The sequence below is a fragment of the Citrobacter sp. Cpo103 genome, assembly GCF_030332605.1.
In the GTDB taxonomy this organism is placed as follows: Bacteria; Pseudomonadota; Gammaproteobacteria; order Enterobacterales; family Enterobacteriaceae; genus Citrobacter; species Citrobacter portucalensis.
The window spans coordinates 12,442-38,287 of record NZ_JAOWHO010000020.1 but is presented as its reverse complement, the minus strand read 5'-3'; the positions used below and the strand labels follow the sequence as shown (position 1 = coordinate 38,287).

General features: G+C 52.2%; 20 protein-coding genes. 18 read left to right on the top strand and 2 right to left on the bottom strand.

The window, feature by feature from the left end:
* Positions 1–27 precede the first annotated feature (27 nt).
* The gene (glnD, locus tag OGX89_RS02840; RefSeq protein ID WP_003829184.1) at positions 28–2,700 is read right to left on the bottom strand and encodes a bifunctional uridylyltransferase/uridylyl-removing protein GlnD; all 2,673 of its coding nucleotides are present in this window, start codon (positions 2,698–2,700) and stop codon (positions 28–30) included.
* A 113-nt stretch (positions 2,701–2,813) separates the two neighbouring features.
* Complete coding sequence (gene map, locus OGX89_RS02835) at positions 2,814–3,608, bottom strand: type I methionyl aminopeptidase (RefSeq protein ID WP_003829182.1); 795 nt, start codon at positions 3,606–3,608, stop codon at positions 2,814–2,816.
* Between the two features lie 449 nt (positions 3,609–4,057).
* Here map and rpsB point away from each other — a divergent pair, with 449 nt between their 5' ends.
* From rpsB to ldcC, 18 genes are all read left to right on the top strand, one after another.
* Complete coding sequence (gene rpsB / locus OGX89_RS02830) at positions 4,058–4,783, top strand: 30S ribosomal protein S2 (RefSeq protein ID WP_003018553.1); 726 nt, start codon at positions 4,058–4,060, stop codon at positions 4,781–4,783.
* Positions 4,784–4,919: 136 nt separating this feature from the next.
* Positions 4,920–5,771: a translation elongation factor Ts gene (tsf, locus tag OGX89_RS02825; RefSeq protein ID WP_003018551.1), complete on the top strand. Its 852-nt coding sequence runs from the start codon at positions 4,920–4,922 to the stop codon at positions 5,769–5,771.
* Between the two features lie 145 nt (positions 5,772–5,916).
* Positions 5,917–6,642: a UMP kinase gene (gene pyrH / locus OGX89_RS02820; protein WP_003018549.1), complete on the top strand. Its 726-nt coding sequence runs from the start codon at positions 5,917–5,919 to the stop codon at positions 6,640–6,642.
* Positions 6,643–6,781: 139 nt separating this feature from the next.
* Positions 6,782–7,339, top strand: a complete 558-nt coding sequence (frr, locus tag OGX89_RS02815; RefSeq protein WP_003018547.1) for a ribosome recycling factor — start codon at positions 6,782–6,784, stop codon at positions 7,337–7,339.
* Between the two features lie 183 nt (positions 7,340–7,522).
* Positions 7,523–8,719, top strand: coding sequence for a 1-deoxy-D-xylulose-5-phosphate reductoisomerase (gene ispC, locus OGX89_RS02810; RefSeq protein ID WP_003829176.1), 1,197 nt, complete (start codon positions 7,523–7,525; stop codon positions 8,717–8,719).
* Between the two features lie 187 nt (positions 8,720–8,906).
* On the top strand, positions 8,907–9,665 hold the full coding sequence (ispU, locus tag OGX89_RS02805; RefSeq protein WP_126956853.1) for a (2E,6E)-farnesyl-diphosphate-specific ditrans,polycis-undecaprenyl-diphosphate synthase: 759 nt from the start codon (positions 8,907–8,909) through the stop codon (positions 9,663–9,665).
* 12 nt (positions 9,666–9,677) lie between these two features.
* Positions 9,678–10,535, top strand: a complete 858-nt coding sequence (gene cdsA / locus OGX89_RS02800) for a phosphatidate cytidylyltransferase (RefSeq protein ID WP_003829174.1) — start codon at positions 9,678–9,680, stop codon at positions 10,533–10,535.
* A gap of 11 nt (positions 10,536–10,546) precedes the next feature.
* Complete coding sequence (gene rseP, locus OGX89_RS02795) at positions 10,547–11,899, top strand: sigma E protease regulator RseP (protein WP_126956851.1); 1,353 nt, start codon at positions 10,547–10,549, stop codon at positions 11,897–11,899.
* 29 nt (positions 11,900–11,928) lie between these two features.
* On the top strand, positions 11,929–14,340 hold the full coding sequence (bamA, locus tag OGX89_RS02790) for an outer membrane protein assembly factor BamA (protein ID WP_003829172.1): 2,412 nt from the start codon (positions 11,929–11,931) through the stop codon (positions 14,338–14,340).
* Positions 14,341–14,462: 122 nt separating this feature from the next.
* Positions 14,463–14,948, top strand: coding sequence for a molecular chaperone Skp (gene skp, locus OGX89_RS02785; protein WP_003018533.1), 486 nt, complete (start codon positions 14,463–14,465; stop codon positions 14,946–14,948).
* 3 nt (positions 14,949–14,951) lie between these two features.
* A complete protein-coding gene (gene lpxD, locus OGX89_RS02780; protein ID WP_003018531.1) occupies positions 14,952–15,977 on the top strand; it encodes a UDP-3-O-(3-hydroxymyristoyl)glucosamine N-acyltransferase in 1,026 nt (341 codons plus the stop codon).
* Between the two features lie 103 nt (positions 15,978–16,080).
* Entirely contained in the window at positions 16,081–16,536 is a 456-nt protein-coding gene (gene fabZ / locus OGX89_RS02775; protein WP_003018528.1) for a 3-hydroxyacyl-ACP dehydratase FabZ, read from the top strand.
* Between the two features lie 3 nt (positions 16,537–16,539).
* On the top strand, positions 16,540–17,328 hold the full coding sequence (gene lpxA, locus OGX89_RS02770) for an acyl-ACP--UDP-N-acetylglucosamine O-acyltransferase (RefSeq protein ID WP_003018525.1): 789 nt from the start codon (positions 16,540–16,542) through the stop codon (positions 17,326–17,328).
* Complete coding sequence (lpxB, locus tag OGX89_RS02765; protein WP_063941139.1) at positions 17,328–18,476, top strand: lipid-A-disaccharide synthase; 1,149 nt, start codon at positions 17,328–17,330, stop codon at positions 18,474–18,476. The genes lpxA and lpxB overlap by 1 nt, the downstream gene beginning before the upstream one ends.
* Entirely contained in the window at positions 18,473–19,069 is a 597-nt protein-coding gene (gene rnhB / locus OGX89_RS02760) for a ribonuclease HII (protein ID WP_003018518.1), read from the top strand. Before lpxB ends, rnhB begins: the two co-directional genes overlap by 4 nt.
* 24 nt (positions 19,070–19,093) lie before the next feature.
* Positions 19,094–22,576 (top strand): DNA polymerase III subunit alpha, encoded by a 3,483-nt coding sequence (dnaE, locus tag OGX89_RS02755; protein WP_008786271.1) that lies wholly within the window; start codon positions 19,094–19,096, stop codon positions 22,574–22,576.
* A gap of 12 nt (positions 22,577–22,588) precedes the next feature.
* Positions 22,589–23,548: an acetyl-CoA carboxylase carboxyl transferase subunit alpha gene (gene accA, locus OGX89_RS02750; RefSeq protein ID WP_003829164.1), complete on the top strand. Its 960-nt coding sequence runs from the start codon at positions 22,589–22,591 to the stop codon at positions 23,546–23,548.
* Between the two features lie 99 nt (positions 23,549–23,647).
* Positions 23,648–25,786 carry a lysine decarboxylase LdcC gene (ldcC, locus tag OGX89_RS02745; protein WP_003829162.1) on the top strand — a complete coding sequence of 713 codons (2,139 nt, stop codon included), beginning with the start codon at positions 23,648–23,650 and terminating at the stop codon, positions 25,784–25,786.
* Positions 25,787–25,846: the final 60 nt, after the last annotated feature.

Here is a 25,846-nt window from a genome sequence, read left to right as displayed (position 1 = left end):
AAACTCTTTCCATAATAAATAAAAACATCACCCTTTATCGTTTGGATTGAGGGCCTCTGTCAACCGTTGATGCACTTCCTGCTGCAGCTCATTATTAAGGGCGCGCCGGTCGGCGGTGGCGATTATGAATAAATCTTCTACTCGCTCGCCAATGGTTGTAATTCGGGCGCCATGCAGCGAAATTCCCAGATCGGCAAAAATCTGCCCGACCCGCGCCAGCAGGCCGGGCTGGTCGAGAGCGATAAGCTCCAGGAATGATTTTCGGTCGGTATGGGTCGGCAAAAAGGTGACCTCAGTATCGACGGTAAAGTGGCGTAATTTTGCCGGCTGGCGACGCGGTTGCGGTGGCTGCCAACTGCGCTGCGTGATGGCCTGTTCCAGTCCAAAACGGATCGCTTCATGTCGGTCTGAAGACAGCGGGCTGCCGTCCGGTTCCAGTACGATGAACGTATCCATCGCCATCCCATCGCGGGTAGTGAAAATCTGCGCATCGTGGACGCTAAGATTACGCCTGTCCAGTTCAGCGCAGACGGCGGCAAACAGGTAAGGACGGTCAGGGCTCCAGATGAAAATTTCTGTCCCGCCGCGCGTGGCCTGTGGGCTGAGCAGGATCAGCGGCTTGCTGAGATCGTGTTGCAGCAGATGGCGCGCATGCCAGGCCAGCTGATTTGGGCTGTGACGCACGAAGTAGTTGGCGCGACAGCGTGACCAGATGTGGTGCAACGCTTCTTCATCAATGTTGTCCATTCGCAGTAGCGCCAGCGCCTGAAGCTGATGATGGCGTACACGCTCACGCATATCCGGCGTATTTTGCATGCCACGACGCAGTTGTTTTTCCGTTGCGAAGTACAGCTCGCGTAGCAGGCTTTGCTTCCAGCTATTCCACAGCGTTTCGTTGGTGGCGCAAATATCCGCGACGGTCAGACACACCAAAAAGCGCAGACGGTGTTCCGTTTGTACCTCTTCGGCGAATTGCTTGATCACTTCGGGATCCTGAATATCGCGGCGCTGAGCGGTCACCGACATCAGCAAATGCTGGCGCACCAGCCACACGATCAGCTGCGTTTCGCGGGAATTCAGGCCGTGCAGTTCGGCGAACTTGAGCACGTCCTGAGCGCCGAGCACCGAGTGATCGCCGCCGCGGCCTTTGGCGATATCGTGGAACAGCGCGGCAATCAGAATCAACTCCGGCTGTCGCAGACGCGGCCATAGATCCACACACAGCGGATGGCGCTGACGGGTCTCTTCGTTGGCAAAACTTTCCAGCTTGAGCATTACGCGGATGGTGTGTTCATCCACCGTATAGGCATGAAACAGGTCAAACTGCATTTGGCCGACAATATGCGACCATTGCGGCATATAGGCCCACAACACGCTGTGGCGATGCATCGGCAGCAGACCGCGGCTCACCGCGCCCGGATGGCGTAACATACTGAGAAACAGCGATCGTGCTTCCGGGATGTAGCACAGCGGTTGGGTTAAATGACGGCGGGCATGACGCAGATGGCGCAACGTGGTGGAGTAAATCCCGCTGATCGCGCTGTTACGCACCATGATGTAAAACATCCGCAGTATCGCTTCGGGTTTGCGGATAAACAGATCGTCGTTGCGCAGATCGATCAACGTGCCGCGCAGTTGGAAGTCGTCATCAATCGGGCGAGGTTTTTCATCGGCGGGCATGGCGAGGATCGCCTCGTCGAACAGTTGCAACAGCATGTGATTCAGTTCGCTGACCCGTCGGGTGACGCGGAAATAGTCTTTCATCATCCGCTCGATAGGTTCGTTGCCTTCGCCGCCGTAGTTTAGCCGTTGCGCCACGCTGAGCTGGCGGTCAAACAGCAGGCGGTTGTCGTAACGACTAACGACCAGATGCAGGGCGAAGCGAATCCGCCACAGGATATGCAAACATTCATTGAGCTCGGCACGTTCTGCCAGCGTCAAAAAGCCGAAACCGACCATTTCGTCCAGTGAGGTGGCGCCAAAATGGCGACGGGCCACCCACTGCAGGGTATGGATATCGCGCAGGCCGCCGGGACTGCTTTTGATATCCGGCTCCAGGTTGTAGCTAGTGCCGTGATAGCGCTGGTGGCGCTGATTCTGCTCTTCCACTTTGGCGGCGTAAAACTTGTCGGAAGGCCAGAAACCTTCGCTAAAAATATGCTTTTGCAGCTCTAGAAACAGCGCCACATCGCCGATCAGCAGGCGAGTTTCAATCAGGTTGGTGGCGACGGTTAAATCTGATAATCCTTCCAGCAGACACTCTTCCAGCGTACGCACGCTATGTCCAACCTCCAGCCTCACGTCCCATAGCAGCGTTAACAGCTCACCGACTTTCTCGGCCTGCGCATCAGGCAGCTTTTTACGACTCAGGATCAGCAGGTCAATATCGGAAAGCGGGTGCAATTCGCCTCGCCCGTAGCCGCCAACGGCAACCAGCGCCAGATCGGCTATTTGCCCGAACCCAGCTTCTATCCACAAACGCTGTAGCAGTTGGTCAATAAATTCGGTGCGGGCCTCAATGAGCTGTTCTGCGGAAATTCCACTGTCAAACGCTTCGCCTAACCAGTTCTGGAAGGTGTCAATATGCGCTTTAATGCCGGAGCAGTTGAGATCTTGCTGTGGCCATGTCCCTGGGTTTTGCGGTTGGCCAGGCAGGGTGGGGAGGGCAGTATTTGCGTGCTGTTCAGGAAGAGTATTCATTATGCGCCACCCATTAAAAAGCCGGATGATGGCGTGAACGCCTTATCCGGCCTACTAAGTAGTACAATTTGTAGGCCTGATAAGATGCGAATGCATCGCCATCAGGCAAAACATTATTCGCCGTGTGTGATGATCGCCGGGATGGTGTCATCCTTGCGTAACGTCAGAATTTCACAGCCGTTTTCCGTCACTACAATAGTATGCTCGTACTGTGCAGACAAGCTCCGGTCTTTGGTTTTCACCGTCCAGCCGTCTTTCATGGTGCGGATGCGGTAATCACCGGCATTCAGCATCGGTTCTATGGTGAACGTCATGCCCGGTTGCAGTACCACACCACCGTCGTCTGCATCGTAGTGCAGAACCTGTGGCTCTTCATGGAAGCCGCGACCGATACCGTGACCGCAGTATTCACGAACGACAGAGAAACCTTCGCCTTCCGCGTATTTCTGAATAGCAGCGCCCAGCGTGCGCAGGCGAATGCCCGGTTTTACCATTCGCAGCGCCAGATACAGGCTTTCCTGTGTGACGCGGCACAGACGCTCGCCCAGAATAGTAGGTTTGCCGACGATGAACATTTTCGAGGTATCGCCGTGGTACTCGTCTTTAATCACGGTTACGTCGATGTTGACGATGTCGCCGTCTTTCAGAAGTTTGGCGTCGTCCGGGATCCCGTGGCACACCACTTCATTAATAGAGATACATACGGATTTCGGATAGCCGTGATAGCCCAGGCAGGCGGAAATGGCCTGCTGCTCATTCACGATATAGTCATTACAGAGGCGATCCAGCTCGCCGGTGCTGACGCCCGGTTTAACAAACGGCGCGATCATTTCCAGTACATCAGCGGCCAGGCGGCCAGCGACGCGCATTTTTTCGATTTCTTCAGGGGTCTTGATTGAGATAGCCATAAATTCTGTCCATCAGTGTCGATTATTTCGACAATAATTGTGTAAGTGCTGTCAATGGTATCAGTCTGGGGTGTACCCTGCCAAATTGAGAATCATTCTGAACTTCGCCTTTCGTGCCACAAATGCGTTGGCTACATTTTTTCACCCCAGTCACTTACTGGTTGTAAGCTCCCGGGGATTCAAAATTTTGCCGCCTTCCTGTAACACGAAATTCATCGTTCATTCAGCACAGACCGCCAACAATTATTGGTGTCGGTGGCGTATTTGTGGTATAAAGCGCGCCGGACTTCCGATCCATTCGAAGACTACACACGATGGACGGGAGCGACAAATCTCACTTTGTGTAACAACACACACGTATCGGCACATATTCCGGGGTGCCCTTTGGGGTCGGTAATATGGGATGCGTGGAGGCTTAACCCCAACTTTTATATATAGAGGTTTTAATCATGGCAACTGTTTCCATGCGCGACATGCTCAAGGCTGGTGTTCACTTCGGTCACCAGACCCGTTACTGGAACCCGAAAATGAAGCCGTTCATCTTCGGTGCGCGTAACAAAGTTCATATCATCAACCTTGAGAAAACTGTACCGATGTTCAACGAAGCTCTGGCTGAACTGAACAAGATCTCTGCTCGTAAAGGTAAAATCCTTTTCGTTGGTACTAAACGCGCTGCAAGCGAAGCGGTGAAAGAAGCTGCTAACAGCTGCGACCAGTTCTTCGTGAACCATCGCTGGCTGGGCGGTATGCTGACTAACTGGAAAACCGTTCGTCAGTCCATCAAACGTCTGAAAGATCTGGAAACTCAGTCTCAGGACGGTACTTTCGAAAAGCTGACCAAGAAAGAAGCGCTGATGCGTACTCGTGAGCTTGAGAAACTGGAAAACAGCCTGGGCGGTATCAAAGACATGGGCGGTCTGCCGGACGCTCTGTTCGTAATCGATGCTGACCACGAGCACATTGCTATCAAAGAAGCAAACAACCTGGGTATCCCAGTATTTGCTATCGTTGATACCAACTCTGATCCGGACGGTGTTGACTTCGTTATCCCGGGTAACGACGACGCAATCCGTGCTGTGACCCTGTACCTGGGCGCTGTAGCTACTACCGTTCGTGAAGGCCGTTCTCAGGATCTGGCTTCCCAGGCGGAAGAAAGCTTCGTAGAAGCTGAATAATAAGGCACGCTCGTTAGAGCCCTTATAGACCAGGTAGTATCACGTTTGGTTAGGGGGCCTGTATATGGCCCCCTTTTTCACTTTTAAATCTGTGCGGTTTCATGCCGGGCAGATCAAATCTTCCGAGGATTTTAGAATGGCTGAAATTACCGCATCCCTGGTAAAAGAGCTGCGTGAGCGTACTGGCGCAGGCATGATGGATTGCAAAAAAGCACTGACTGAAGCTAATGGCGACATCGAGCTGGCAATCGAAAACATGCGTAAGTCCGGTGCAATCAAAGCGGCGAAAAAAGCAGGCAACGTTGCTGCTGACGGCGTAATCAAAACCAAAATCGACGGCAACATCGCTTTCATTCTGGAAGTTAACTGCCAGACTGACTTCGTTGCTAAAGATGCTGGTTTCCAGGCATTTGCTGACAAAGTACTGGACGCTGCCGTTGCTGGCAAAATCACTGACGTTGAAGTTCTGAAAGCACAGTTCGAAGAAGAACGTGTTGCTCTGGTTGCTAAAATCGGTGAGAACATCAACATCCGTCGCGTTGCTTCCCTGGAAGGCGAAGTTCTGGGTAACTACCAGCACGGTGCTCGTATCGGTGTTCTGGTTGCTGCAACTGGCGCTGACGAAGAACTGGTTAAACAGCTGGCAATGCACGTTGCTGCAAGCAAACCAGAATTTGTTAAGCCGGAAGACGTTTCCGCTGAAGTGGTAGAAAAAGAATACCAGGTTCAGCTGGACATCGCTATGCAGTCTGGCAAGCCGAAAGAAATCGCAGAGAAAATGGTTGAAGGCCGCATGAAGAAATTCACCGGCGAAGTTTCTCTGACCGGTCAGCCTTTCGTCATGGAACCGAGCAAATCTGTTGGTCAGCTGCTGAAAGAGCATAACGCTGACGTAACTGGTTTCATCCGCTTTGAAGTGGGTGAAGGCATCGAGAAAGTTGAGACTGACTTTGCAGCAGAAGTTGCTGCGATGTCCAAGCAGTCTTAATTTTTAAAGGAGCCGCCTGAGGGCGGCTTCTTTTTGTGTCTGGCTTGTAAATTCAGCGAACCGCTATAGTGGTCATGCTGAAAAGCGACATACAATGTCGCCGGAATTAACTCATCTCATTCGTTGACAGTCTCAGGAAAGAAACATGGCTACCAATGCAAAACCCGTCTACAAACGTATTCTGCTTAAGTTAAGTGGCGAAGCTCTGCAAGGTTCAGAAGGCTTCGGTATTGATGCAAGCATCCTCGACCGCATGGCTCAGGAAATCAAAGAGCTGGTTGAGCTGGGTATTCAGGTTGGCGTAGTGATTGGTGGTGGTAACCTGTTCCGTGGCGCTGGTCTGGCGAAAGCGGGGATGAACCGCGTTGTGGGCGACCACATGGGCATGTTAGCCACCGTAATGAACGGTCTGGCGATGCGCGATGCGCTTCACCGCGCCTATGTGAACGCTCGCTTGATGTCCGCAATTCCTCTGAACGGCGTGTGTGATAACTACAGCTGGGCTGAAGCTATCAGCCTGCTGCGTAACAACCGCGTTGTTATTTTGTCTGCGGGTACCGGCAATCCGTTCTTCACCACCGATTCTGCAGCCTGCCTGCGCGGTATTGAAATTGAAGCGGATGTGGTTCTGAAAGCCACCAAAGTCGATGGCGTATTTACTGCCGACCCGGCTAAAGATCCAACGGCGACTATGTACGAACAGTTGACCTACACTGAAGTACTGGATAAAGAGCTGAAAGTAATGGATCTTGCCGCGTTCACGCTGGCTCGTGACCACAAATTACCGATTCGTGTCTTTAACATGAACAAACCAGGTGCACTGCGCCGTGTTGTTATGGGTGAAAAAGAAGGCACGTTAATCACGGAATAATTCCCGTTGCGGCTAAATGCAGGTAATATTCCGCTTTAATGTCGCGGGATACGTCCCTCAAAATTAATCAAGACTATACTTGTCACATCTTGCGTGGCGGGTATGGTCTGACTGAAACAAGCTTTCAAGGATTCGTAACGTGATCAACGATATCAGAAAAGATGCTGAAGTACGCATGGACAAATGCGTCGAAGCGTTCAAAAACCAAATCAGCAAAATTCGCACGGGTCGTGCTTCTCCTAGCCTGCTGGATGGTATTGTCGTGGAATATTACGGCACGCCGACTCCGCTGCGCCAGCTGGCAAGCGTAACGGTTGAAGATTCCCGTACCCTGAAAATCAACGTATTTGACCGTTCTATGGGTCCAGCCGTTGAGAAAGCAATCATGGCTTCCGACCTCGGTCTGAATCCAAGCTCTGCGGGCTCTGACATCCGCGTTCCGCTGCCGCCGCTGACCGAAGAACGTCGTAAAGATCTGACCAAGATCGTACGTGGTGAAGCTGAAGGCGCGCGTGTTGCGGTACGTAACGTACGCCGTGATGCAAACGACAAAGTGAAAGCGTTGTTGAAAGAAAAAGAGATCAGCGAAGATGACGATCGCCGTTCTCAGGACGACGTACAGAAACTGACTGACGCAGCAATCAAGAAAGTTGATGCGGCGCTGGCAGAGAAAGAAGCAGAACTGATGCAGTTCTGATTCGCCTGTACGCTAAAAACGCCGCTTAGAAGGCCTGAGAAGGCTGGATGGCGGCGTTTTGCTTTTTTCTGTCTACATACTCTAAATAATTCAAGTTGCAGGAAGGCGGTGACGCCAAAGGCCGAGTAAAGCCAACGTACATGCAACTTGAAGTATGACGAGTAAAATTCTTCTGGATGTCCGATGAAGCAATTAACCATCCTGGGATCAACCGGTTCCATTGGTTGCAGTACGCTGGATGTAGTACGCCATAACCCGGAAAAATTTCGTGTTGCTGCGTTGGTGGCGGGTAAAAATGTTGCCCGTATGGTAGAGCAATGCCTGGAGTTTGCGCCTCGCTATGCGGTAATGGATGATGAAAAAAGCGCGGCACAGGTAAAAGCTGCTCTTTTGGCACAGGGTAGCCGTACCGAGGTGATGAGCGGGCAGCAGGCTGCCTGTGATATGGCTGCGCTGGATGATGTTGATCAGGTCATGGCGGCGATTGTCGGCGCAGCGGGTTTGCTGCCGACGCTGGCGGCAATTCGTGCGAGTAAAAGCATTTTGCTGGCGAATAAAGAATCGCTGGTGACCTGCGGTCGTCTGTTTATGGACGACGTGAAACGCCACAAAGCGCAGCTTTTGCCGGTAGATAGCGAGCATAACGCGATTTTTCAGAGTTTACCGCAACCTATCCAACACAATCTGGGATACGCTGACCTTGAGCAAAATGGCGTCATGTCAGTTCTGCTTACCGGGTCTGGTGGCCCATTCCGTGAAACGCCATTGCGCGATCTGGTCTCTATGACCCCCGATCAGGCATGTCGTCATCCGAATTGGTCGATGGGACGAAAAATTTCTGTCGATTCCGCCACCATGATGAACAAAGGTCTGGAATATATTGAAGCGCGTTGGTTATTTAATGCCAGTGCAAGCCAGATGGAAGTGCTGATCCACCCGCAGTCGGTTATTCATTCGATGGTCCGTTATCAGGATGGTAGTGTTCTGGCGCAGTTGGGTGAACCTGATATGCGTACACCTATTGCCCATACGATGGCATGGCCAGAACGTGTGACGTCTGGTGTTAAGCCTGTCGACTTTTGCAAACTCAGTGCGTTGACGTTTTCCGCACCTGATTACCAGCGTTATCCGTGCCTGAAACTGGCGATGGACGCGTTTGAGCAAGGTCAGGCGGCGACGACCGCACTCAATGCCGCGAATGAAATTACCGTTGCCGCATTCCTGGCGCAGCAGATCCGATTTACCGATATTGCCGATCTCAATTTATCCGTACTGGATAAGATGGATTTGCAGGAACCACAGAGCGTTGACGACGTGTTGAAGGTCGATGCCATCGCGCGGGAAGTCGCCAGAAAAGAAGTGATGCGACTCTCAAGCTGATGATAATCCCTCTACGGAGAATCGTGCTATTTGTTAGCGTTGGGCTTCAGTGATATAGTCTGCGCCACCCGATCGCGGGTATTTGCTTTTTTTCGGTCGGGTAAGCCGTGGTTTGACACGGCTTTTTTGTGGATAGGCTTCAGTATTCCTGAGTACCGTAAATCCTTTCAGGGACTAATAACGCGTTATGTTGTCTGCAACTAAACCATTAAGCGAAAATTTGCCAGCACATGGTTGTCGCCATGTCGCAATTATCATGGATGGCAATGGCCGCTGGGCGAAAAAGCAAGGGAAGATTCGCGCCTTTGGGCATAAGGCTGGAGCAAAATCCGTCCGCCGGGCTGTCTCTTTTGCTGCAAATAACGGTATTGATGCGTTAACGCTGTATGCCTTTAGCAGTGAGAACTGGAACCGACCTGCGCAGGAAGTGAGCGCGTTAATGGAACTGTTTGTGTGGGCACTTGATAGCGAAGTGAAAAACCTGCATCGCCATAACGTACGCCTGCGTATTATCGGGGATATCAGTCGATTTAACTCACGTTTGCAAGAACGGATTCGCAAATCACAAGCGATTACCGCCCAGAATACCGGGTTGACGCTGAATATTGCAGCGAATTACGGTGGACGGTGGGATATTGTCCAGGGAGTCAGGCAACTGGCACAACAGGTGCAGGACGGTGTGCTGCATCCTGAGCAAATCGATGAAGAGATGCTTGGGCAGCAAATTTGTATGCATGAGCTGGCTCCTGTGGATTTAGTGATAAGGACTGGGGGAGAGCACCGAATTAGTAATTTTCTGTTGTGGCAAATTGCCTACGCCGAACTTTACTTTACCGATGTTCTCTGGCCCGATTTCGATGAACAAGACTTTGAAGGTGCGCTGCATGCCTTTGCTAATCGTGAGCGTCGTTTCGGCGGCACCGAACCCGGTGATGAAAAAGCCTGATGGGGGTCGCTTTTGCTGAAGTATCGCCTGATTTCTGCTTTTGTTTTAATACCCGTTGTCATCGCGGCGCTGTTTTTGCTGCCGCCGGTGGGGTTCGCCATTGTTACGTTGGTCGTCTGTATGTTGGCCGCCTGGGAATGGGGACAGTTAAGCGGTTTTACCACGCGTACGCAGCGAGTCTGGCTGGCGGTTTTGTGCGGGCTATTGCTGGCACTGATGCTATTTTTGCTGCCAGAATACCATCGCGATATCCATCAACCGCTGGTTGAAGTATCGCTGTGGGCGTCGCTGGGCTGGTGGGTCGTAGCGCTATTACTGGTATTGTTTTACCCAGGGTCTGCGTCGGTCTGGCGTAATTCCAAAACATTACGCATAATTTTCGGCGTGTTAACCATTGTCCCGTTCTTTTGGGGAATGCTGGCGTTACGTGCATGGCACTATGATGAGAATCATTATAGTGGCGCGCTATGGCTGCTATATGTCATGATCCTCGTTTGGGGAGCAGACTCTGGTGCGTATATGTTTGGTAAGCTGTTTGGCAAACATAAGCTGGCACCGAAGGTTTCTCCTGGTAAAACCTGGCAGGGTTTTATTGGCGGACTCGCCACTGCGGCCGTGATCTCATGGGGTTATGGCATGTGGGCGAATCTTGAAGTTGCGCCTGTCACCTTGCTCATTTGCTCCATCGTTGCAGCCCTGGCCTCCGTGCTGGGTGACCTGACCGAGAGTATGTTTAAGCGTGAAGCAGGTATTAAGGACAGTGGTCACTTAATTCCAGGACACGGTGGTATTCTGGATCGTATTGATAGCCTGACGGCTGCGGTACCGGTCTTTGCCTGCCTGTTGTTACTGGTGTTCAGGACGCTCTAACGGATGGTCTTATGCTGAGTATTCTCTGGAATTTGGCTGCGTTCATCATCGCACTTGGTGTGCTTATCACCGTGCATGAATTTGGTCATTTCTGGGTTGCGCGGCGCTGCGGAGTCCGCGTCGAACGCTTTTCCATTGGCTTTGGAAAAGCGCTTTGGCGGCGTACCGATAAATCAGGTACGGAATACGTCATCGCCATGATTCCCCTCGGCGGTTACGTCAAAATGCTGGATGAGCGCGCTGAACCGGTCGCACCGGAATTGCGCCATTACGCCTTCAACAATAAAACGGTTGGACAACGTGCTGCTATTATCGCCGCGGGTCCGATTGCAAACTTCCTTTTTGCTATTTTTGCTTATTGGCTGGTGTTTATCATTGGTGTCCCTGGCGTTCGTCCTGTTGTTGGTGAAATAACACCCAACTCGATTGCTGCACAGGCGCAAATTCAGCCGGGTACGGAACTAAAAGCGGTTGATGGCATCGAAACCCCTGATTGGGATGCAGTGCGATTGCAACTGGTATCCAAAATCGGCGATGAGCATACAACCCTCAGCGTGGCGCAGTTTGGCAGCAACCAGCGGCAGGACAAAACGCTGGATTTACGCAATTGGGCATTTGAGCCAGACAAAGAGGATCCTGTCTCTAGTTTGGGCATGCGTCCGCGTGGTCCGCAGATTGAACCGGTACTGTCAGAAGTGCAGGTTGATTCCGCTGCAAGTAAGGCAGGTTTGCAAGCTGGCGACAGGATCGTTAAAGTCAATGGTCAGTCACTGACGCAATGGATGACGTTCGTGACGCTGGTGCGCGATAATCCGGATACGCCGTTAGCGCTAGATATTGAAAGACAAGGAAGTTCCTTGTCTTTAACGTTAACCCCAGATTCAAAACAGGTTAACGGGAAGGCAGAAGGGTTTGCGGGCGTGGTGCCTAAAGTTATTCCTCTGCCTGATGAGTATAAGACTGTACGCCAGTATGGGCCATTCAGCGCCATCCTCGAAGCCTCGGATAAAACGTGGCAGTTGATGAAGCTGACGGTCAGTATGCTGGGAAAATTGATTACCGGTGATGTAAAACTGAACAACCTCAGTGGGCCGATTTCTATCGCCCAGGGGGCTGGGATGTCAGCGGAGTTTGGGATTATTTATTACCTGATGTTCCTTGCGCTTATCAGCGTGAACTTAGGGATAATCAACCTGTTTCCGTTGCCCGTTCTTGACGGGGGGCATCTGCTGTTCCTGGCGATTGAAAAGCTGAAGGGCGGTCCGGTATCCGAGCGGGTTCAAGACTTTAGTTATCGCATTGGCTCTATCTTGCTGGTGTTGTTAATGGGGCTTGCACTTTTCAATGATTTCTCTCGGTTGTAAGAGAGTGTTAGGAAGAACGCATAATAACGATGGCGATGAAAAAGTTGCTCATAGCGTCGCTGCTGTTTAGCAGCGCCACCGTATACGGTGCTGAAGGGTTCGTAGTGAAGGACATTCATTTCGAAGGCCTACAGCGAGTCGCCGTTGGTGCGGCTCTCCTCAGTATGCCGGTGCGCACAGGCGACACGGTTAATGATGAAGACATCAGTAATACCATTCGTGCTCTGTTCGCCACCGGTAACTTTGAGGATGTCCGCGTCCTGCGCGATGGTGATACCCTTCTGGTTCAGGTAAAAGAACGTCCGACGATTGCCAGCATCACTTTCTCCGGTAACAAATCGGTGAAAGATGACATGCTGAAGCAAAACCTCGAGGCGTCTGGCGTGCGTGTTGGCGAGTCTCTGGATCGCACAACGCTTGCCGATATCGAAAAGGGCCTGGAAGATTTCTACTATAGCGTCGGTAAGTACAGCGCCAGTGTGAAAGCGGTGGTGACGCCGTTGCCGCGTAACCGTGTTGACCTCAAGCTGGTCTTCCAGGAAGGTGTTTCGGCGAAGATCCAACAGATCAATATCGTCGGCAACCATGCCTTCTCAACTGACGAACTTATCTCTCACTTCCAGTTGCGTGACGAAGTGCCGTGGTGGAACGTGGTAGGCGATCGTAAATACCAGAAACAGAAGCTGGCGGGCGATCTTGAAACCCTGCGCAGCTACTATCTGGATCGCGGTTATGCTCGCTTCAATATTGATTCCACTCAGGTCAGCCTGACGCCGGATAAAAAAGGCATCTACATCACCGTTAACATCACTGAAGGCGAGCAGTACAAGCTTTCTGGGGTTCAGGTGAGCGGTAACCTGGCCGGGCACTCCGCCGAAATTGAGACCCTGACGAAGATCGAGCCAGGTGAACTCTATAACGGCACCAAAGTGACCAAAATGGAAGATGACATCAAGAAGCTTCTGGGTCGCTATGGCTATGCCTATCCGCGCGTTCAGTCGCAGCCTGAAATCAACGACGCTGACAAAACCGTTAAATTGCGTGTAAACGTGGATGCGGGTAACCGTTTCTATGTGCGTAAGATCCGTTTTGAAGGTAACGACACTTCTAAAGACTCCGTTCTGCGTCGCGAAATGCGTCAGATGGAAGGCGCATGGTTGGGCAGCGATCTTGTCGACCAGGGTAAAGAGCGTCTGAACCGTCTGGGTTACTTTGAAACCGTTGATACTGATACTCAGCGTGTTCCGGGCCGCCCGGATCAGGTTGATGTAGTCTACAAGGTTAAAGAGCGTAACACCGGTAGCTTTAACTTCGGCGTCGGTTACGGTACCGAGAGCGGCGTGAGCTTCCAGGCTGGCGTTCAGCAGGATAACTGGTTAGGTACCGGTTATTCTGTCGGGATTAACGGCACCAAAAACGATTACCAGACCTATACTGAGTTGTCTGTCACTAACCCGTACTTCACCGTTGATGGTGTGAGCCTTGGTGGCCGCGTCTTCTATAACGACTTTGAAGCGGATGATGCAGACCTGTCCGACTATACCAACAAAAGTTATGGTACAGACGTGACGCTGGGCTTCCCGGTCAACGAATACAACACGTTGCGCGCGGGCCTGGGTTATGTACATAACAAACTGTCCAATATGCAGCCGCAGATCGCAATGGATCGTTATCTTGAGTCGATGGGACAATCCGCTGATACCAGCAGTTTTGCCGCTGATGATTTCACCTTTAACTACGGTTGGACATACAACAAGTTAGACCGTGGTTATTTCCCGACAGACGGTTCGCGTGTCAACCTGAACGGTAAAGTCACCATTCCGGGTTCTGACAACGAATACTACAAACTGTCGATGGATACCGCGACCTATATGCCGATCGATGACGACCACAAGTGGGTTGTTCTGGGTCGTACCAAGGTAGGTTATGGGGATGGCATTGGCAGCAAAGAGATGCCGTTCTACGAGAACTTCTACGCCGGTGGTTCCAGTACCGTGCGTGGCTTCCAGTCCAACACCATTGGTCCGAAAGCGGTCTATAAAAAGGGTGCTAGCACAGACTGGAATGACGGCGATAACGAAGAATGTACTCAGGATTCAGGCTGTAAATCAGATGATGCGGTAGGTGGTAACGCCATGGCTGTCGCCAGCCTGGAATTTATTACCCCGACGCCGTTTATCAGCGATAAGTATGCTAACTCGGTCCGTACTTCCTTCTTCTGGGATATGGGTACCGTTTGGGATACTAACTGGGATCCGTCATCTGCGCCGTCGGATGTGCCGGACTATAGTGATCCGAGCAATATCCGTATGTCAGCTGGTATCGCGTTACAATGGATGTCCCCATTGGGGCCGTTGGTTTTCTCCTACGCCCAGCCGTTCAAGAAGTACGATGGAGACAAAGCGGAACAGTTCCAGTTTAACATTGGTAAAACCTGGTAACTGTTCTTCGCAAAGGAATGTAGTGGTAGTGTAGCGATGACTTTAGGCGATCTTGTATGGGATCGCCTGGCCACGCAAAGAACTGCACCTTCGGGTGCAAATGGGATGGTAAGGAGTTAATTGTGAAAAAGTGGTTATTAGCTGCAGGTCTCGGTTTAGCGATGGCAACGTCCGCACAGGCTGCTGACAAAATTGCAATCGTCAATATGGGTAGCCTGTTCCAACAGGTTGCACAGAAGACGGGTGTTTCTGCTACGCTGGAAAACGAGTTCAAAGGCCGTGCCAGCGAACTGCAGCGTATGGAATCCGATCTGCAATCTAAAATGCAGCGTCTGCAATCAATGAAAGCGGGTAGCGATCGTACCAAGCTGGAAAAAGACGTTATGGCTCAGCGCCAGACTTTCTCTCAGAAAGCTCAGGCTTTCGAGCAGGATCGTGCACGTCGTTCCAACGAAGAACGTGGCAAACTGGTTACTCGTATCCAGACAGCTGTGAAATCTGTTGCCAGCAGCCAGAGCATCGATCTGGTCGTTGACGCAAACACCGTTGCATACAACAGCAGCGATGTAAAAGACATCACCGCTGACGTACTGAAACAGGTTAAATAAGTAATGCCTTCAATTCGACTGGCTGATTTAGCAGAGCAGTTGGATGCAGAATTACACGGTGATGGCGATATCGTCATCACCGGCGTAGCGTCCATGCAATCTGCGCAAACTGGCAATATCACGTTCATGGTGAATCCTAAATACCGTGAACACTTAGGCGTATGCCAGGCGTCTGCCGTTGTGATGACGCAGGACGATCTTCCTTTTGCTAAGAGTGCGGCGCTGGTAGTGAAGAATCCCTACCTGACCTATGCACGTATGGCGCAAATTTTAGATACCACGCCTCAGCCTGCACAGAACATTGCACCCAGTGCAGTGATCGATGCAACGGCGAAGCTGGGTAATAATGTCTCTGTGGGCGCAAATGCGGTCATTGAGTCTGGCGTAGAACTGGGCGATAACGTGGTTATCGGTGCAGGTTGTTTCGTCGGAAAAAATACCAAAATCGGTGCAGGTTCACGCTTGTGGGCGAATGTGACGATTTACCACGACATCCAGATCGGTGAAAATTGCCTGATCCAGTCCAGCACCGTCGTTGGATCTGATGGATTTGGTTACGCGAACGATCGTGGTAACTGGGTGAAGATCCCCCAGCTTGGTCGCGTGATTATCGGCGATCGCGTCGAGATCGGCGCTTGTACCACCATTGACCGTGGTGCTCTGGACGATACTGTGATCGGTAATGGTGTTATCATTGATAACCAGTGCCAGATTGCGCATAACGTTGTGATTGGCGACAATACGGCGGTAGCCGGTGGCGTCATTATGGCGGGTAGCCTGAAGATTGGCCGTTATTGCATGATTGGCGGTGCCAGCGTGATCAATGGGCATATGGAAATATGCGACAAAGTTACGGTAACTGGCATGGGTATGGTGATGCGTCCTATCACTGAACCTGGCGTCTATTCCTCAGGCATTCCGCTACAACCCAACAAGGTATGGCGTAAAACAGCTGCACTGGTGATGAATATTGATGATATGAGCAAGCGCCTCAAAGCGATTGAGCGCAAGGTTAATCAACAAGACTAAAGCACCGTTTTTGCATGTCTGACTTTTCGGCCTGTCCCATTCATACGATTGCGACAGGCCGTGTTATTATTGCCTTTTAGTATATTTTGACAGGAAGAGTATTTTGACTACTAACACTCATACTCTGCATATTGAAGAGATTTTAGAACTTCTGCCGCACCGTTTTCCGTTTCTGCTGGTTGACCGCGTGCTGGATTTTGAAGAAGGTCGTTTTCTGCGCGCAGTGAAAAATGTATCCGTTAACGAGCCTTTCTTTCAGGGCCACTTCCCGGGTAAACCTATTTTCCCTGGCGTATTGATTCTGGAAGCGATGGCACAGGCTACCGGTATCCTCGCGTTTAAAAGCGTAGGAAAACTGGAACCAGGCGAACTGTATTATTTCGCGGGTATTGATGAAGCACGCTTTAAGCGTCCTGTCGTGCCTGGCGATCAGATGATCATGGAAGTGACTTTCGAGAAAACGCGCCGTGGCCTGACTCGTTTTAAAGGGGTTGCGCTGGTCGACGGTAAAGTTGTGTGCGAAGCAACGATGATGTGTGCCCGTAGCCGGGAGGCCTGATACGTGATTGATAAATCCGCCTTTATTCACCCGACCGCCATTGTAGAAGAGGGCGCCAGCATTGGTGCCAATGCTCACATTGGCCCATTTTGTATTGTTGGACCCCATGTTGAAATTGGTGAGGGTACCGTACTGAAGTCTCACGTTGTCGTGAATGGCCATACAAAAATTGGTCGCGATAACGAGATCTATCAGTTTGCCTCCATCGGTGAAGTTAACCAGGATCTTAAATATGCTGGCGAACCGACCCGTGTGGAAATTGGCGATCGCAACCGCATCCGCGAAAGCGTCACCATTCATCGTGGCACAGTGCAGGGCGGTGGAGTGACGAAGGTGGGCAGCGATAACTTACTGATGATTAATGCGCACGTCGCGCATGATTGTACGGTAGGCAACCGCTGTATTCTGGCGAATAACGCCACGCTTGCCGGACATGTTTCGCTTGATGATTTTGTTATCATCGGCGGCATGACTGCGGTGCATCAGTTCTGCATCATCGGTGCGCATGTGATGGTTGGCGGCTGTTCTGGTGTAGCCCAGGACGTGCCTCCGTACGTTATCGCCCAGGGCAACCACGCGACGCCGTTTGGCGTCAATATCGAAGGTCTGAAGCGTCGTGGATTCACCCGCGAAGCGATTACCGCGATTCGTAACGCCTACAAAGCGTTGTACCGTAGCGGTAAAACGCTGGAAGAAGTGAAACCAGAAATCGCGGAACTGGCGAAACAGTACCCCGAAGTTCAGGCTTTCAGCGACTTCTTTGAGCGCTCAACGCGTGGCCTGATTCGTTAATGACTGAACAGCGTCCTTTAACGATTGCCCTCGTCGCCGGAGAAACCTCCGGCGATATTCTTGGTGCAGGGTTAATCCGTGCACTCAAGGCTCGCGTTCCCAATGCGCGCTTTGTTGGCGTTGCGGGGCCGCTGATGCAGGCCGAAGGTTGTGAAGCCTGGTACGAAATGGAAGAGTTGGCGGTCATGGGCATTGTTGAAGTGCTCGGACGCCTGCGCCGTTTACTGCATATTCGTGCCGACCTCACTCGCCGATTCACCGACTTAAAGCCGGATGTTTTCGTCGGCATTGATGCACCTGATTTCAATATTACCCTCGAAGGGAATTTGAAAAGACAGGGCATTAAAACCATTCATTATGTCAGTCCGTCCGTTTGGGCGTGGCGACAGAAACGCGTTTTCAAAATAGGCAGATCCACCAACATGGTGCTGGCCTTTCTGCCTTTCGAAAAGGCGTTTTATGACAAATTTAACGTCCCGTGCCGCTTTATCGGTCATACCATGGCAGATGCCATGCCGTTGGACCCGGATAAAAATGCGGCGCGTGATGTTCTGGGCATTCCTCATGACGCTCACTGCCTGGCGCTACTGCCAGGAAGCCGTGGTGCAGAAGTGGAAATGCTCAGCGCCGATTTTCTGAAAACGGCGCAGCTATTACGCCAGCATTATCCGGATCTCGAAGTGGTGGTGCCGTTGGTGAATGCCAAACGTCGCGAGCAGTTTGAACGCATTAAAGCGGAAGTTGCACCGGAGCTTTCTGTACATCTGCTCAATGGGATGGGACGTGAAGCAATGGTGGCCAGCGATGCCGCACTGCTGGCTTCTGGTACCGCCGCGCTGGAATGTATGCTGGCAAAATGCCCGATGGTGGTTGGCTACCGTATGAAACCCTTCACCTTTTGGCTGGCGAAGCGCCTGGTGAAAACGGATTACGTTTCGCTACCGAACCTGCTGGCGGGAAGAGAACTGGTTAAAGAGCTGTTGCAGGAAGAGTGTGAACCGCAGGCGCTGTCGCAAGCGCTGTTGCCGTTGCTGGCAAATGGTAAAACCAGCCATGCGATGCACGACACATTCCGTGAACTGCACCAGCAGATCCGTTGCAATGCTGATGAGCAGGCGGCGGATGCGGTCCTGGAGTTAGCGCAATGATTGAATTTGTGTATCCGCATACGCATTTAGTGGCGGGTGTGGATGAAGTCGGGCGCGGCCCTTTGGTCGGTGCGGTCGTCACTGCTGCCGTCATTCTGGATCCGGCTCGCCCTATTATCGGTCTTAACGACTCAAAAAAACTGTCAGAAAAACGTCGCCTGGCGCTGTTTGATGAAATTAAAGAAAAAGCGTTAAGCTGGAGCCTTGGTCGGGCGGAACCGCATGAAATCGACGAGCTGAACATTTTGCATGCCACCATGCTGGCCATGCAGCGTGCGGTTGCGGGATTGCATATTGCGCCCGAATACGTGCTGATTGACGGCAATCGTTGCCCGGCATTACCGGTACCGTCGATGGCGGTGGTCAAAGGCGATAGCCGCGTGGCGGAGATTAGCGCCGCATCGATTCTGGCAAAAGTGACCCGTGACGCTGAAATGGCGGCGCTGGATACGGTTTTTCCACAGTATGGTTTTGCACAGCACAAAGGCTATCCAACCGCATTTCATCTGGAAAAATTGGCACTGCATGGTGCGACTGAGCACCATCGCCGCAGCTTTGGCCCCGTCAAACGCGCACTGGGACTCTCGTCCTGATTCTTGTGTCGAAGGAATCTGAAGATGTCTGAACCACGTTTCGTCCACCTACGGGTGCACAGCGACTACTCCATGATCGATGGGCTGGCGAAAACCGGGCCGCTGGTAAAAAAGGCGGCCGCGTTAGGCATGCCTGCGCTGGCGATCACCGATTTTACCAACCTGTGTGGTCTGGTGAAGTTTTACGGAGCTGGTCACGGCGCGGGTATCAAGCCGATAGTTGGCGCAGATTTTCATGTCCGCAGTGAGCTGTTGGGCGATGAACTCACGCAGCTCACCGTGCTGGCCGCAAATAATACCGGCTATCAGAACCTGACGTTGTTGATTTCGAAAGCCTATCAGCGCGGCTATGGCGCAGAAGGACCGGTTATCGACCGGGACTGGTTGGTCGAGCTAAAAGAAGGTTTGATTTTGCTCTCCGGCGGTCGCATGGGCGATGTCGGACGCAGCCTGCTGCGCGGCAATAGCGCACTGGTTGACGAGTGCGTGGCGTTTTACGAAGAACATTTTCCCAATTGCTATTTCCTCGAATTGATTCGCACCGGCAGGCAAGATGAAGAAAATTATCTGCACGCAGCCGTAGCACTGGCCGAAACGCGTGGTCTACCGGTGGTGGCGACTAACGATGTCCGCTTCCTGGAAACCGGAGATTTCGACGCGCATGAAATCCGCGTAGCGATCCACGACGGGTTCACCCTTGATGACCCGAAACGCCCGCGTAACTATTCGCCGCAGCAATACATGCGCAGCGAAGATGAGATGTGCGAGCTGTTCTCCGATATTCCGGAAGCACTGCAAAACACTGTCGAGATAGCCAAACGCTGCAACGTGACGGTGCGTCTGGGCGAATATTTCCTGCCGCAGTTCCCGACCGGCGATATGACCACCGAGGATTTCCTCGTGGCGAAATCACGCGAAGGTCTGGAAGAACGTCTCGAATTTTTGTTCCCTGACCCTGAAGTTCGTGCGCAGAAGCGCCCGCCTTACGATGAACGTCTGGAAGTTGAACTTAAAGTTATCAACCAGATGGGATTCCCTGGCTACTTCCTGATCGTTATGGAGTTTATCCAGTGGTCGAAAGATAACGGCGTACCGGTAGGCCCGGGACGTGGTTCCGGCGCTGGCTCACTTGTCGCCTATGCGCTGAAAATTACCGATCTCGATCCGCTGGAATTTGACCTGCTGTTCGAACGTTTCCTTAACCCGGAACGTGTCTCAATGCCCGACTTCGACGTTGACTTCTGTATGGAGAAACGCGACCAGGTTATCGAGCACGTGGCGGAAATGTACGGTCGTGATGCGGTTTCGCAGATTATTACCTTTGGTACGATGGCTGCAAAAGCAGTTATCCGCGACGTGGGCCGCGTGCTGGGGCATCCGTACGGTTTCGTTGACCGTATTTCGAAACTGGTGCCGCCCGATCCGGGCATGACGCTGGCAAAAGCCTTTGAAGCCGAACCGCAACTGCCGGAAATCTATGAGGCAGATGAAGAGGTTAAAGCGCTGATCGATATGGCGCGTAAGCTGGAAGGCGTCACGCGTAACGCCGGTAAGCACGCCGGTGGTGTGGTTATCGCACCGACAAAGATTACTGATTTTGCGCCTCTGTACTGCGATGAGCAGGGGCTGCACCCGGTTACTCAGTTTGATAAGAACGACGTGGAATATGCCGGTCTTGTGAAGTTCGACTTCCTCGGCCTGCGTACGCTCACCATCATCAACTGGGCGCTGGAAATGATCAACGCGCGCCGTGAAAAGAACGGTGAGCCACCGCTGGATATTGCGGCTATCCCGCTGGATGACAAGAAAAGCTTCGATATGCTGCAACGCTCGGAGACCACGGCTGTCTTCCAGCTTGAATCCCGCGGTATGAAAGACCTGATCAAACGTCTGCAGCCTGACTGCTTCGAAGACATGATCGCACTGGTGGCTCTGTTCCGCCCTGGTCCGCTACAGTCGGGGATGGTAGATAACTTTATCGACCGTAAGCATGGTCGCGAAGAGATTTCCTACCCGGACGTACAATGGCAGCATGAGTGTCTGAAACCGGTACTGGAGCCGACCTACGGCATTATCCTGTATCAGGAACAGGTTATGCAGATTGCCCAGGAGTTGTCCGGGTACACCCTTGGCGGCGCGGATATGCTGCGTCGTGCGATGGGTAAGAAAAAGCCGGAAGAGATGGCTAAGCAGCGCGGCACCTTTGAAGAAGGGGCGAAAAAGCGCGGCGTAGACGGCGAACTGGCGATGAAAATCTTTGACCTGGTGGAGAAATTCGCCGGTTACGGATTTAACAAATCGCACTCCGCAGCCTATGCGCTCGTCTCTTACCAGACGCTGTGGCTGAAGGCGCATTATCCTGCTGAGTTTATGGCGGCGGTAATGACCGCCGATATGGATAACACTGAGAAAGTGGTCGGGCTGGTAGATGAATGCTGGCGTATGGGGCTCAAAATCCTGCCGCCGGACATCAACTCCGGGCTTTACCATTTTCACGTGAATGATGATGGCGAGATTGTTTATGGCATCGGCGCGATAAAAGGCGTGGGTGAAGGACCAATTGAAGCTATTATTGAGGCGCGTAACGAAGGCGGTTACTTCCGTGAGCTGTTTGATCTCTGTGCGCGCACGGATATCAAAAAACTTAACCGCCGGGTGCTGGAAAAGTTAATTATGTCCGGGGCGTTTGATCGCCTTGGCCCGCATCGCGCGGCGTTGATGAATTCGCTCAACGATGCGCTAAAAGCCGCCGATCAGCATGCAAAAGCCGAAGCCATCGGTCAGGCCGATATGTTTGGCGTGCTGGCGGAAGAACCGGAGCAAATTGAACAATCCTATGCCAGTTGCCAACCGTGGCCGGAGCAGGTGGTATTAGATGGTGAGCGTGAAACGTTGGGGCTTTACCTGACGGGACACCCCATCAACCAGTATTTAAAAGAAATTGAGCGCTATGTCGGAGGCTACAGGCTGAAAGACATGCATCCGACAGAACGTGGTAAAGTCACCACGGCTGCGGGGCTCGTCATTGCTGCGCGGGTAATGGTCACCAAGCGCGGCAATCGTATCGGCATCTGTACACTGGATGACCGTTCCGGACGTCTGGAAGTTATGTTGTTTACCGATGCTCTGGATAAATACCAGCAATTGCTGGAAAAAGACCGCATACTTATCGTCAGCGGACAGGTCAGCTTTGATGACTTCAGCGGCGGGCTTAAAATGATGGCCCGTGAAGTCATGGATATTGACGAAGCCCGGGAAAAATATGCTCGCGGGCTTGCTATCTCGCTGACGGACAGGCAAATTGATGACCAGCTTTTAAACCGACTCCGTCAGTCTCTGGAACCCCACCGCTCGGGGACAATTCCAGTACATCTCTACTATCAGAGGGCGGATGCACGTGCGCGGTTGCGTTTTGGCGCGACGTGGCGTGTCTCTCCGAGCGATCGTTTGCTAAACGATCTCCGTGGCCTTATTGGTTCGGAGCAGGTGGAACTGGAGTTTGACTAATACAGGAATACTATGAGTCTGAATTTCCTTGATTTTGAACAGCCGATTGCAGAGCTGGAAGCAAAAATCGATTCTTTGACTGCGGTTAGCCGTCAGGATGAGAAACTGGATATTAACATCGATGAAGAAGTGCATCGCCTGCGTGAAAAAAGCGTAGAACTGACGCGTAAAATCTTCGCCGATCTTGGCGCATGGCAGGTAGCCCAACTGGCGCGCCATCCACAGCGTCCGTACACCCTGGATTATGTCCGCCTGGCGTTTGATGAATTTGATGAGCTGGCGGGCGATCGTGCCTATGCGGATGATAAAGCTATTGTCGGCGGTATCGCGCGTCTTGATGGCCGTCCGGTGATGATCATTGGTCATCAGAAAGGCCGTGAGACCAAAGAAAAGATTCGCCGTAATTTCGGCATGCCAGCGCCGGAAGGCTATCGCAAAGCGCTGCGTCTGATGGAAATGGCCGAGCGTTTCAACATGCCGATCATTACCTTCATCGACACCCCAGGGGCTTACCCGGGCGTGGGCGCGGAAGAGCGTGGTCAGTCAGAAGCGATCGCGCGCAACCTGCGTGAAATGTCGCGTCTGAGCGTACCGGTAATCTGTACCGTTATCGGTGAAGGTGGTTCCGGTGGCGCGCTGGCGATCGGTGTAGGCGATAAAGTGAATATGCTGCAATACAGCACCTATTCCGTTATCTCCCCGGAAGGTTGTGCTTCCATTCTGTGGAAAAGCGCCGACAAAGCGCCGCTGGCCGCAGAAGCGATGGGAATTGTTGCCCCGCGTCTGAAAGAGCTGAAGCTTATCGACTCTATCATTCCGGAACCGTTAGGCGGCGCACACCGCAATCCGGAAGTGATGGCTGCGTCCCTGAAAGCACAGCTGCTGGCTGATCTCGCCGATCTCGACGTGTTAAGCAAAGACGATCTGAAAAACCGTCGTTACCAGCGCCTGATGAGCTACGGTTACGCGTAAACTGCATTAATTCCGAAAAGGGCCGCTACGTTGTGGCCCTTTTTTTTACCTGCGGTTTGACCAGGCTATGATTAACTAAGGTTTTTCCAGGAGGAACGCATGAATATCATTGCCATCATGGGACCGCATGGCGTCTTTTATAAAGATGAGCCCATCAAGGAACTTGAGCGTGCGCTGCAACAGCAGGGATTTCAGATTATCTGGCCGCAGAATAGCGTTGACCTGCTGAAGTTTATCGAACATAACCCGCGAATTTGCGGCGTCATTTTTGACTGGGATGAATATAGCCTGGAGCTGTGCAGTGACATCAACCAGCTCAACGAGTATCTCCCGCTCTACGCCTTTATTAATACCCATTCGACGATGGATGTCAGTGCGCACGACCTGCGCATGGCGCTGTGGTTTTTTGAGTATGCGCTGGGTCAGTCTGAAGATATTGCCACCCGCATCCGTCAGTACACCAGCGAATACCTCGATAACATCACGCCTCCGTTCACCAAGGCGCTGTTTACCTATGTGAAGGAAGGAAAGTATACCTTCTGTACGCCCGGGCACATGGCGGGTACGGCGTACCAGAAAAGCCCGGTCGGCTGCCTGTTCTATGATTTCTTTGGCGGCAATACGCTGAAAGCCGACGTGTCCATTTCCGTAACCGAACTGGGTTCATTGCTTGATCATACCGGACCACACCTCGAGGCGGAGGAGTACATCGCTCGCACCTTTGGTGCTGAGCAGAGCTATATGGTGACCAACGGCACCTCGACATCGAACAAGATTGTCGGCATGTATGCTGCGCCTGCAGGCAGTACGTTACTGATTGACCGCAACTGCCATAAGTCGCTGGCGCATTTGCTGATGATGAGCGATGTGGTGCCAATCTGGCTGAAGCCTACGCGTAACGCGTTGGGGATCCTCGGCGGTATACCCCGCCGGGAATTTACCCGCGCAAGTATTGAACGCAAGGTAGAAGAGACGACTCAGGCGCAATGGCCGGTACACGCGGTGATCACTAACTCCACCTATGACGGGCTGCTTTATAACACCAACTGGATCAAGCAAACCCTGGATGTGCCCTCCATCCATTTTGATTCAGCCTGGGTGCCGTATACCCATTTTCATCCGATCTATCAGGGGAAAAGCGGGATGAGCGGCGAACGGGTACCGGGAAAGCTGATTTTTGAAACCCAGTCCACCCACAAGATGCTGGCGGCGTTGTCACAGGCTTCGCTGATCCACATTAAGGGTGACTATGATGAAGACACGTTTAACGAAGCCTTTATGATGCATACCTCCACGTCTCCGAGCTATCCGATTGTGGCGTCGATAGAAACGGCGGCGGCAATGCTGCGTGGCAATTCCGGCAAGCGGTTAATCAATCGTTCGGTGGAACGGGCGTTGCATTTCCGTAAAGAAGTGCAGCGTCTGCGCGAAGAGTCGGATGGCTGGTTCTTTGATATCTGGCAGCCGGAAAAGGTCGATGAAGCAGAATGTTGGCCGGTAGCGCCAGGTGAAGACTGGCACGGATTTATTGATGCTGATGCCGACCACATGTTCCTCGACCCGGTGAAGGTCACGATTCTGACGCCGGGAATGGATGAACAGGGAAATATGAGCGAAGAGGGGATCCCTGCGGCGCTGGTGGCGAAATTCCTTGATGAACGCGGCGTCGTCGTCGAAAAAACGGGACCGTATAACCTGTTGTTCCTGTTCAGTATTGGCATTGATAAAACCCGGGCGATGGGGCTGCTACGTGGCCTGACGGAATTTAAGCGCTCGTACGATCTGAATTTACGCGTGAAAAATATGCTGCCGGATCTGTATGCTGAAGATCCCGATTTCTATCGCAATATGCGTATTCAGGATCTGGCACAGGGGATCCATAAGCTGATCCGCCAGCACGATCTCTCCGGACTGATGCTGCGGGCATTTGATACCTTGCCGGAAATGAAAATGACACCGCACCAGGCCTGGCAGCGGCAGATCAAAGGTGAGGTGGAAACCGTGGCGCTTGATCAACTGGTAGGACGCGTGTCCGCCAATATGATCCTGCCTTATCCTCCCGGCGTGCCGCTCTTGATGCCCGGGGAAATGATCACTGCTAAAAGCCGGGCTGTCCTCGATTTTCTTCTGATGCTGTGCTCAGTGGGGCAGCGCTACCCGGGATTTGAAACCGATATCCATGGCGCTAAACTGGGCGAGGATGGTGTGTATCGCGTGAGAGTCTTAAAAATGGCATAACGACTTGCCTGACCCTAAGACGTACGAGTAACGTGCTGACAGAAAAATGAAAGAGGCGAT

Coding starts and splice junctions, on each gene's coding strand:
- rpsB (WP_003018553.1), top strand. CDS start 4,058: ATGGCAACTGTTTCCATGCGCGACATGCTCAAGGCTGGTGTTCACTTC.
- lpxD (WP_003018531.1), top strand. CDS start 14,952: ATGCCTTCAATTCGACTGGCTGATTTAGCAGAGCAGTTGGATGCAGAA.
- ldcC (WP_003829162.1), top strand. CDS start 23,648: ATGAATATCATTGCCATCATGGGACCGCATGGCGTCTTTTATAAAGAT.
- map (WP_003829182.1), bottom strand. CDS start 3,608: ATGGCTATCTCAATCAAGACCCCTGAAGAAATCGAAAAAATGCGCGTC.
- lpxB (WP_063941139.1), top strand. CDS start 17,328: ATGACTGAACAGCGTCCTTTAACGATTGCCCTCGTCGCCGGAGAAACC.
- ispC (WP_003829176.1), top strand. CDS start 7,523: ATGAAGCAATTAACCATCCTGGGATCAACCGGTTCCATTGGTTGCAGT.
- rseP (WP_126956851.1), top strand. CDS start 10,547: ATGCTGAGTATTCTCTGGAATTTGGCTGCGTTCATCATCGCACTTGGT.
- glnD (WP_003829184.1), bottom strand. CDS start 2,700: ATGAATACTCTTCCTGAACAGCACGCAAATACTGCCCTCCCCACCCTG.
- bamA (WP_003829172.1), top strand. CDS start 11,929: ATGGCGATGAAAAAGTTGCTCATAGCGTCGCTGCTGTTTAGCAGCGCC.
- ispU (WP_126956853.1), top strand. CDS start 8,907: ATGTTGTCTGCAACTAAACCATTAAGCGAAAATTTGCCAGCACATGGT.
- pyrH (WP_003018549.1), top strand. CDS start 5,917: ATGGCTACCAATGCAAAACCCGTCTACAAACGTATTCTGCTTAAGTTA.
- dnaE (WP_008786271.1), top strand. CDS start 19,094: ATGTCTGAACCACGTTTCGTCCACCTACGGGTGCACAGCGACTACTCC.
- tsf (WP_003018551.1), top strand. CDS start 4,920: ATGGCTGAAATTACCGCATCCCTGGTAAAAGAGCTGCGTGAGCGTACT.
- accA (WP_003829164.1), top strand. CDS start 22,589: ATGAGTCTGAATTTCCTTGATTTTGAACAGCCGATTGCAGAGCTGGAA.
- rnhB (WP_003018518.1), top strand. CDS start 18,473: ATGATTGAATTTGTGTATCCGCATACGCATTTAGTGGCGGGTGTGGAT.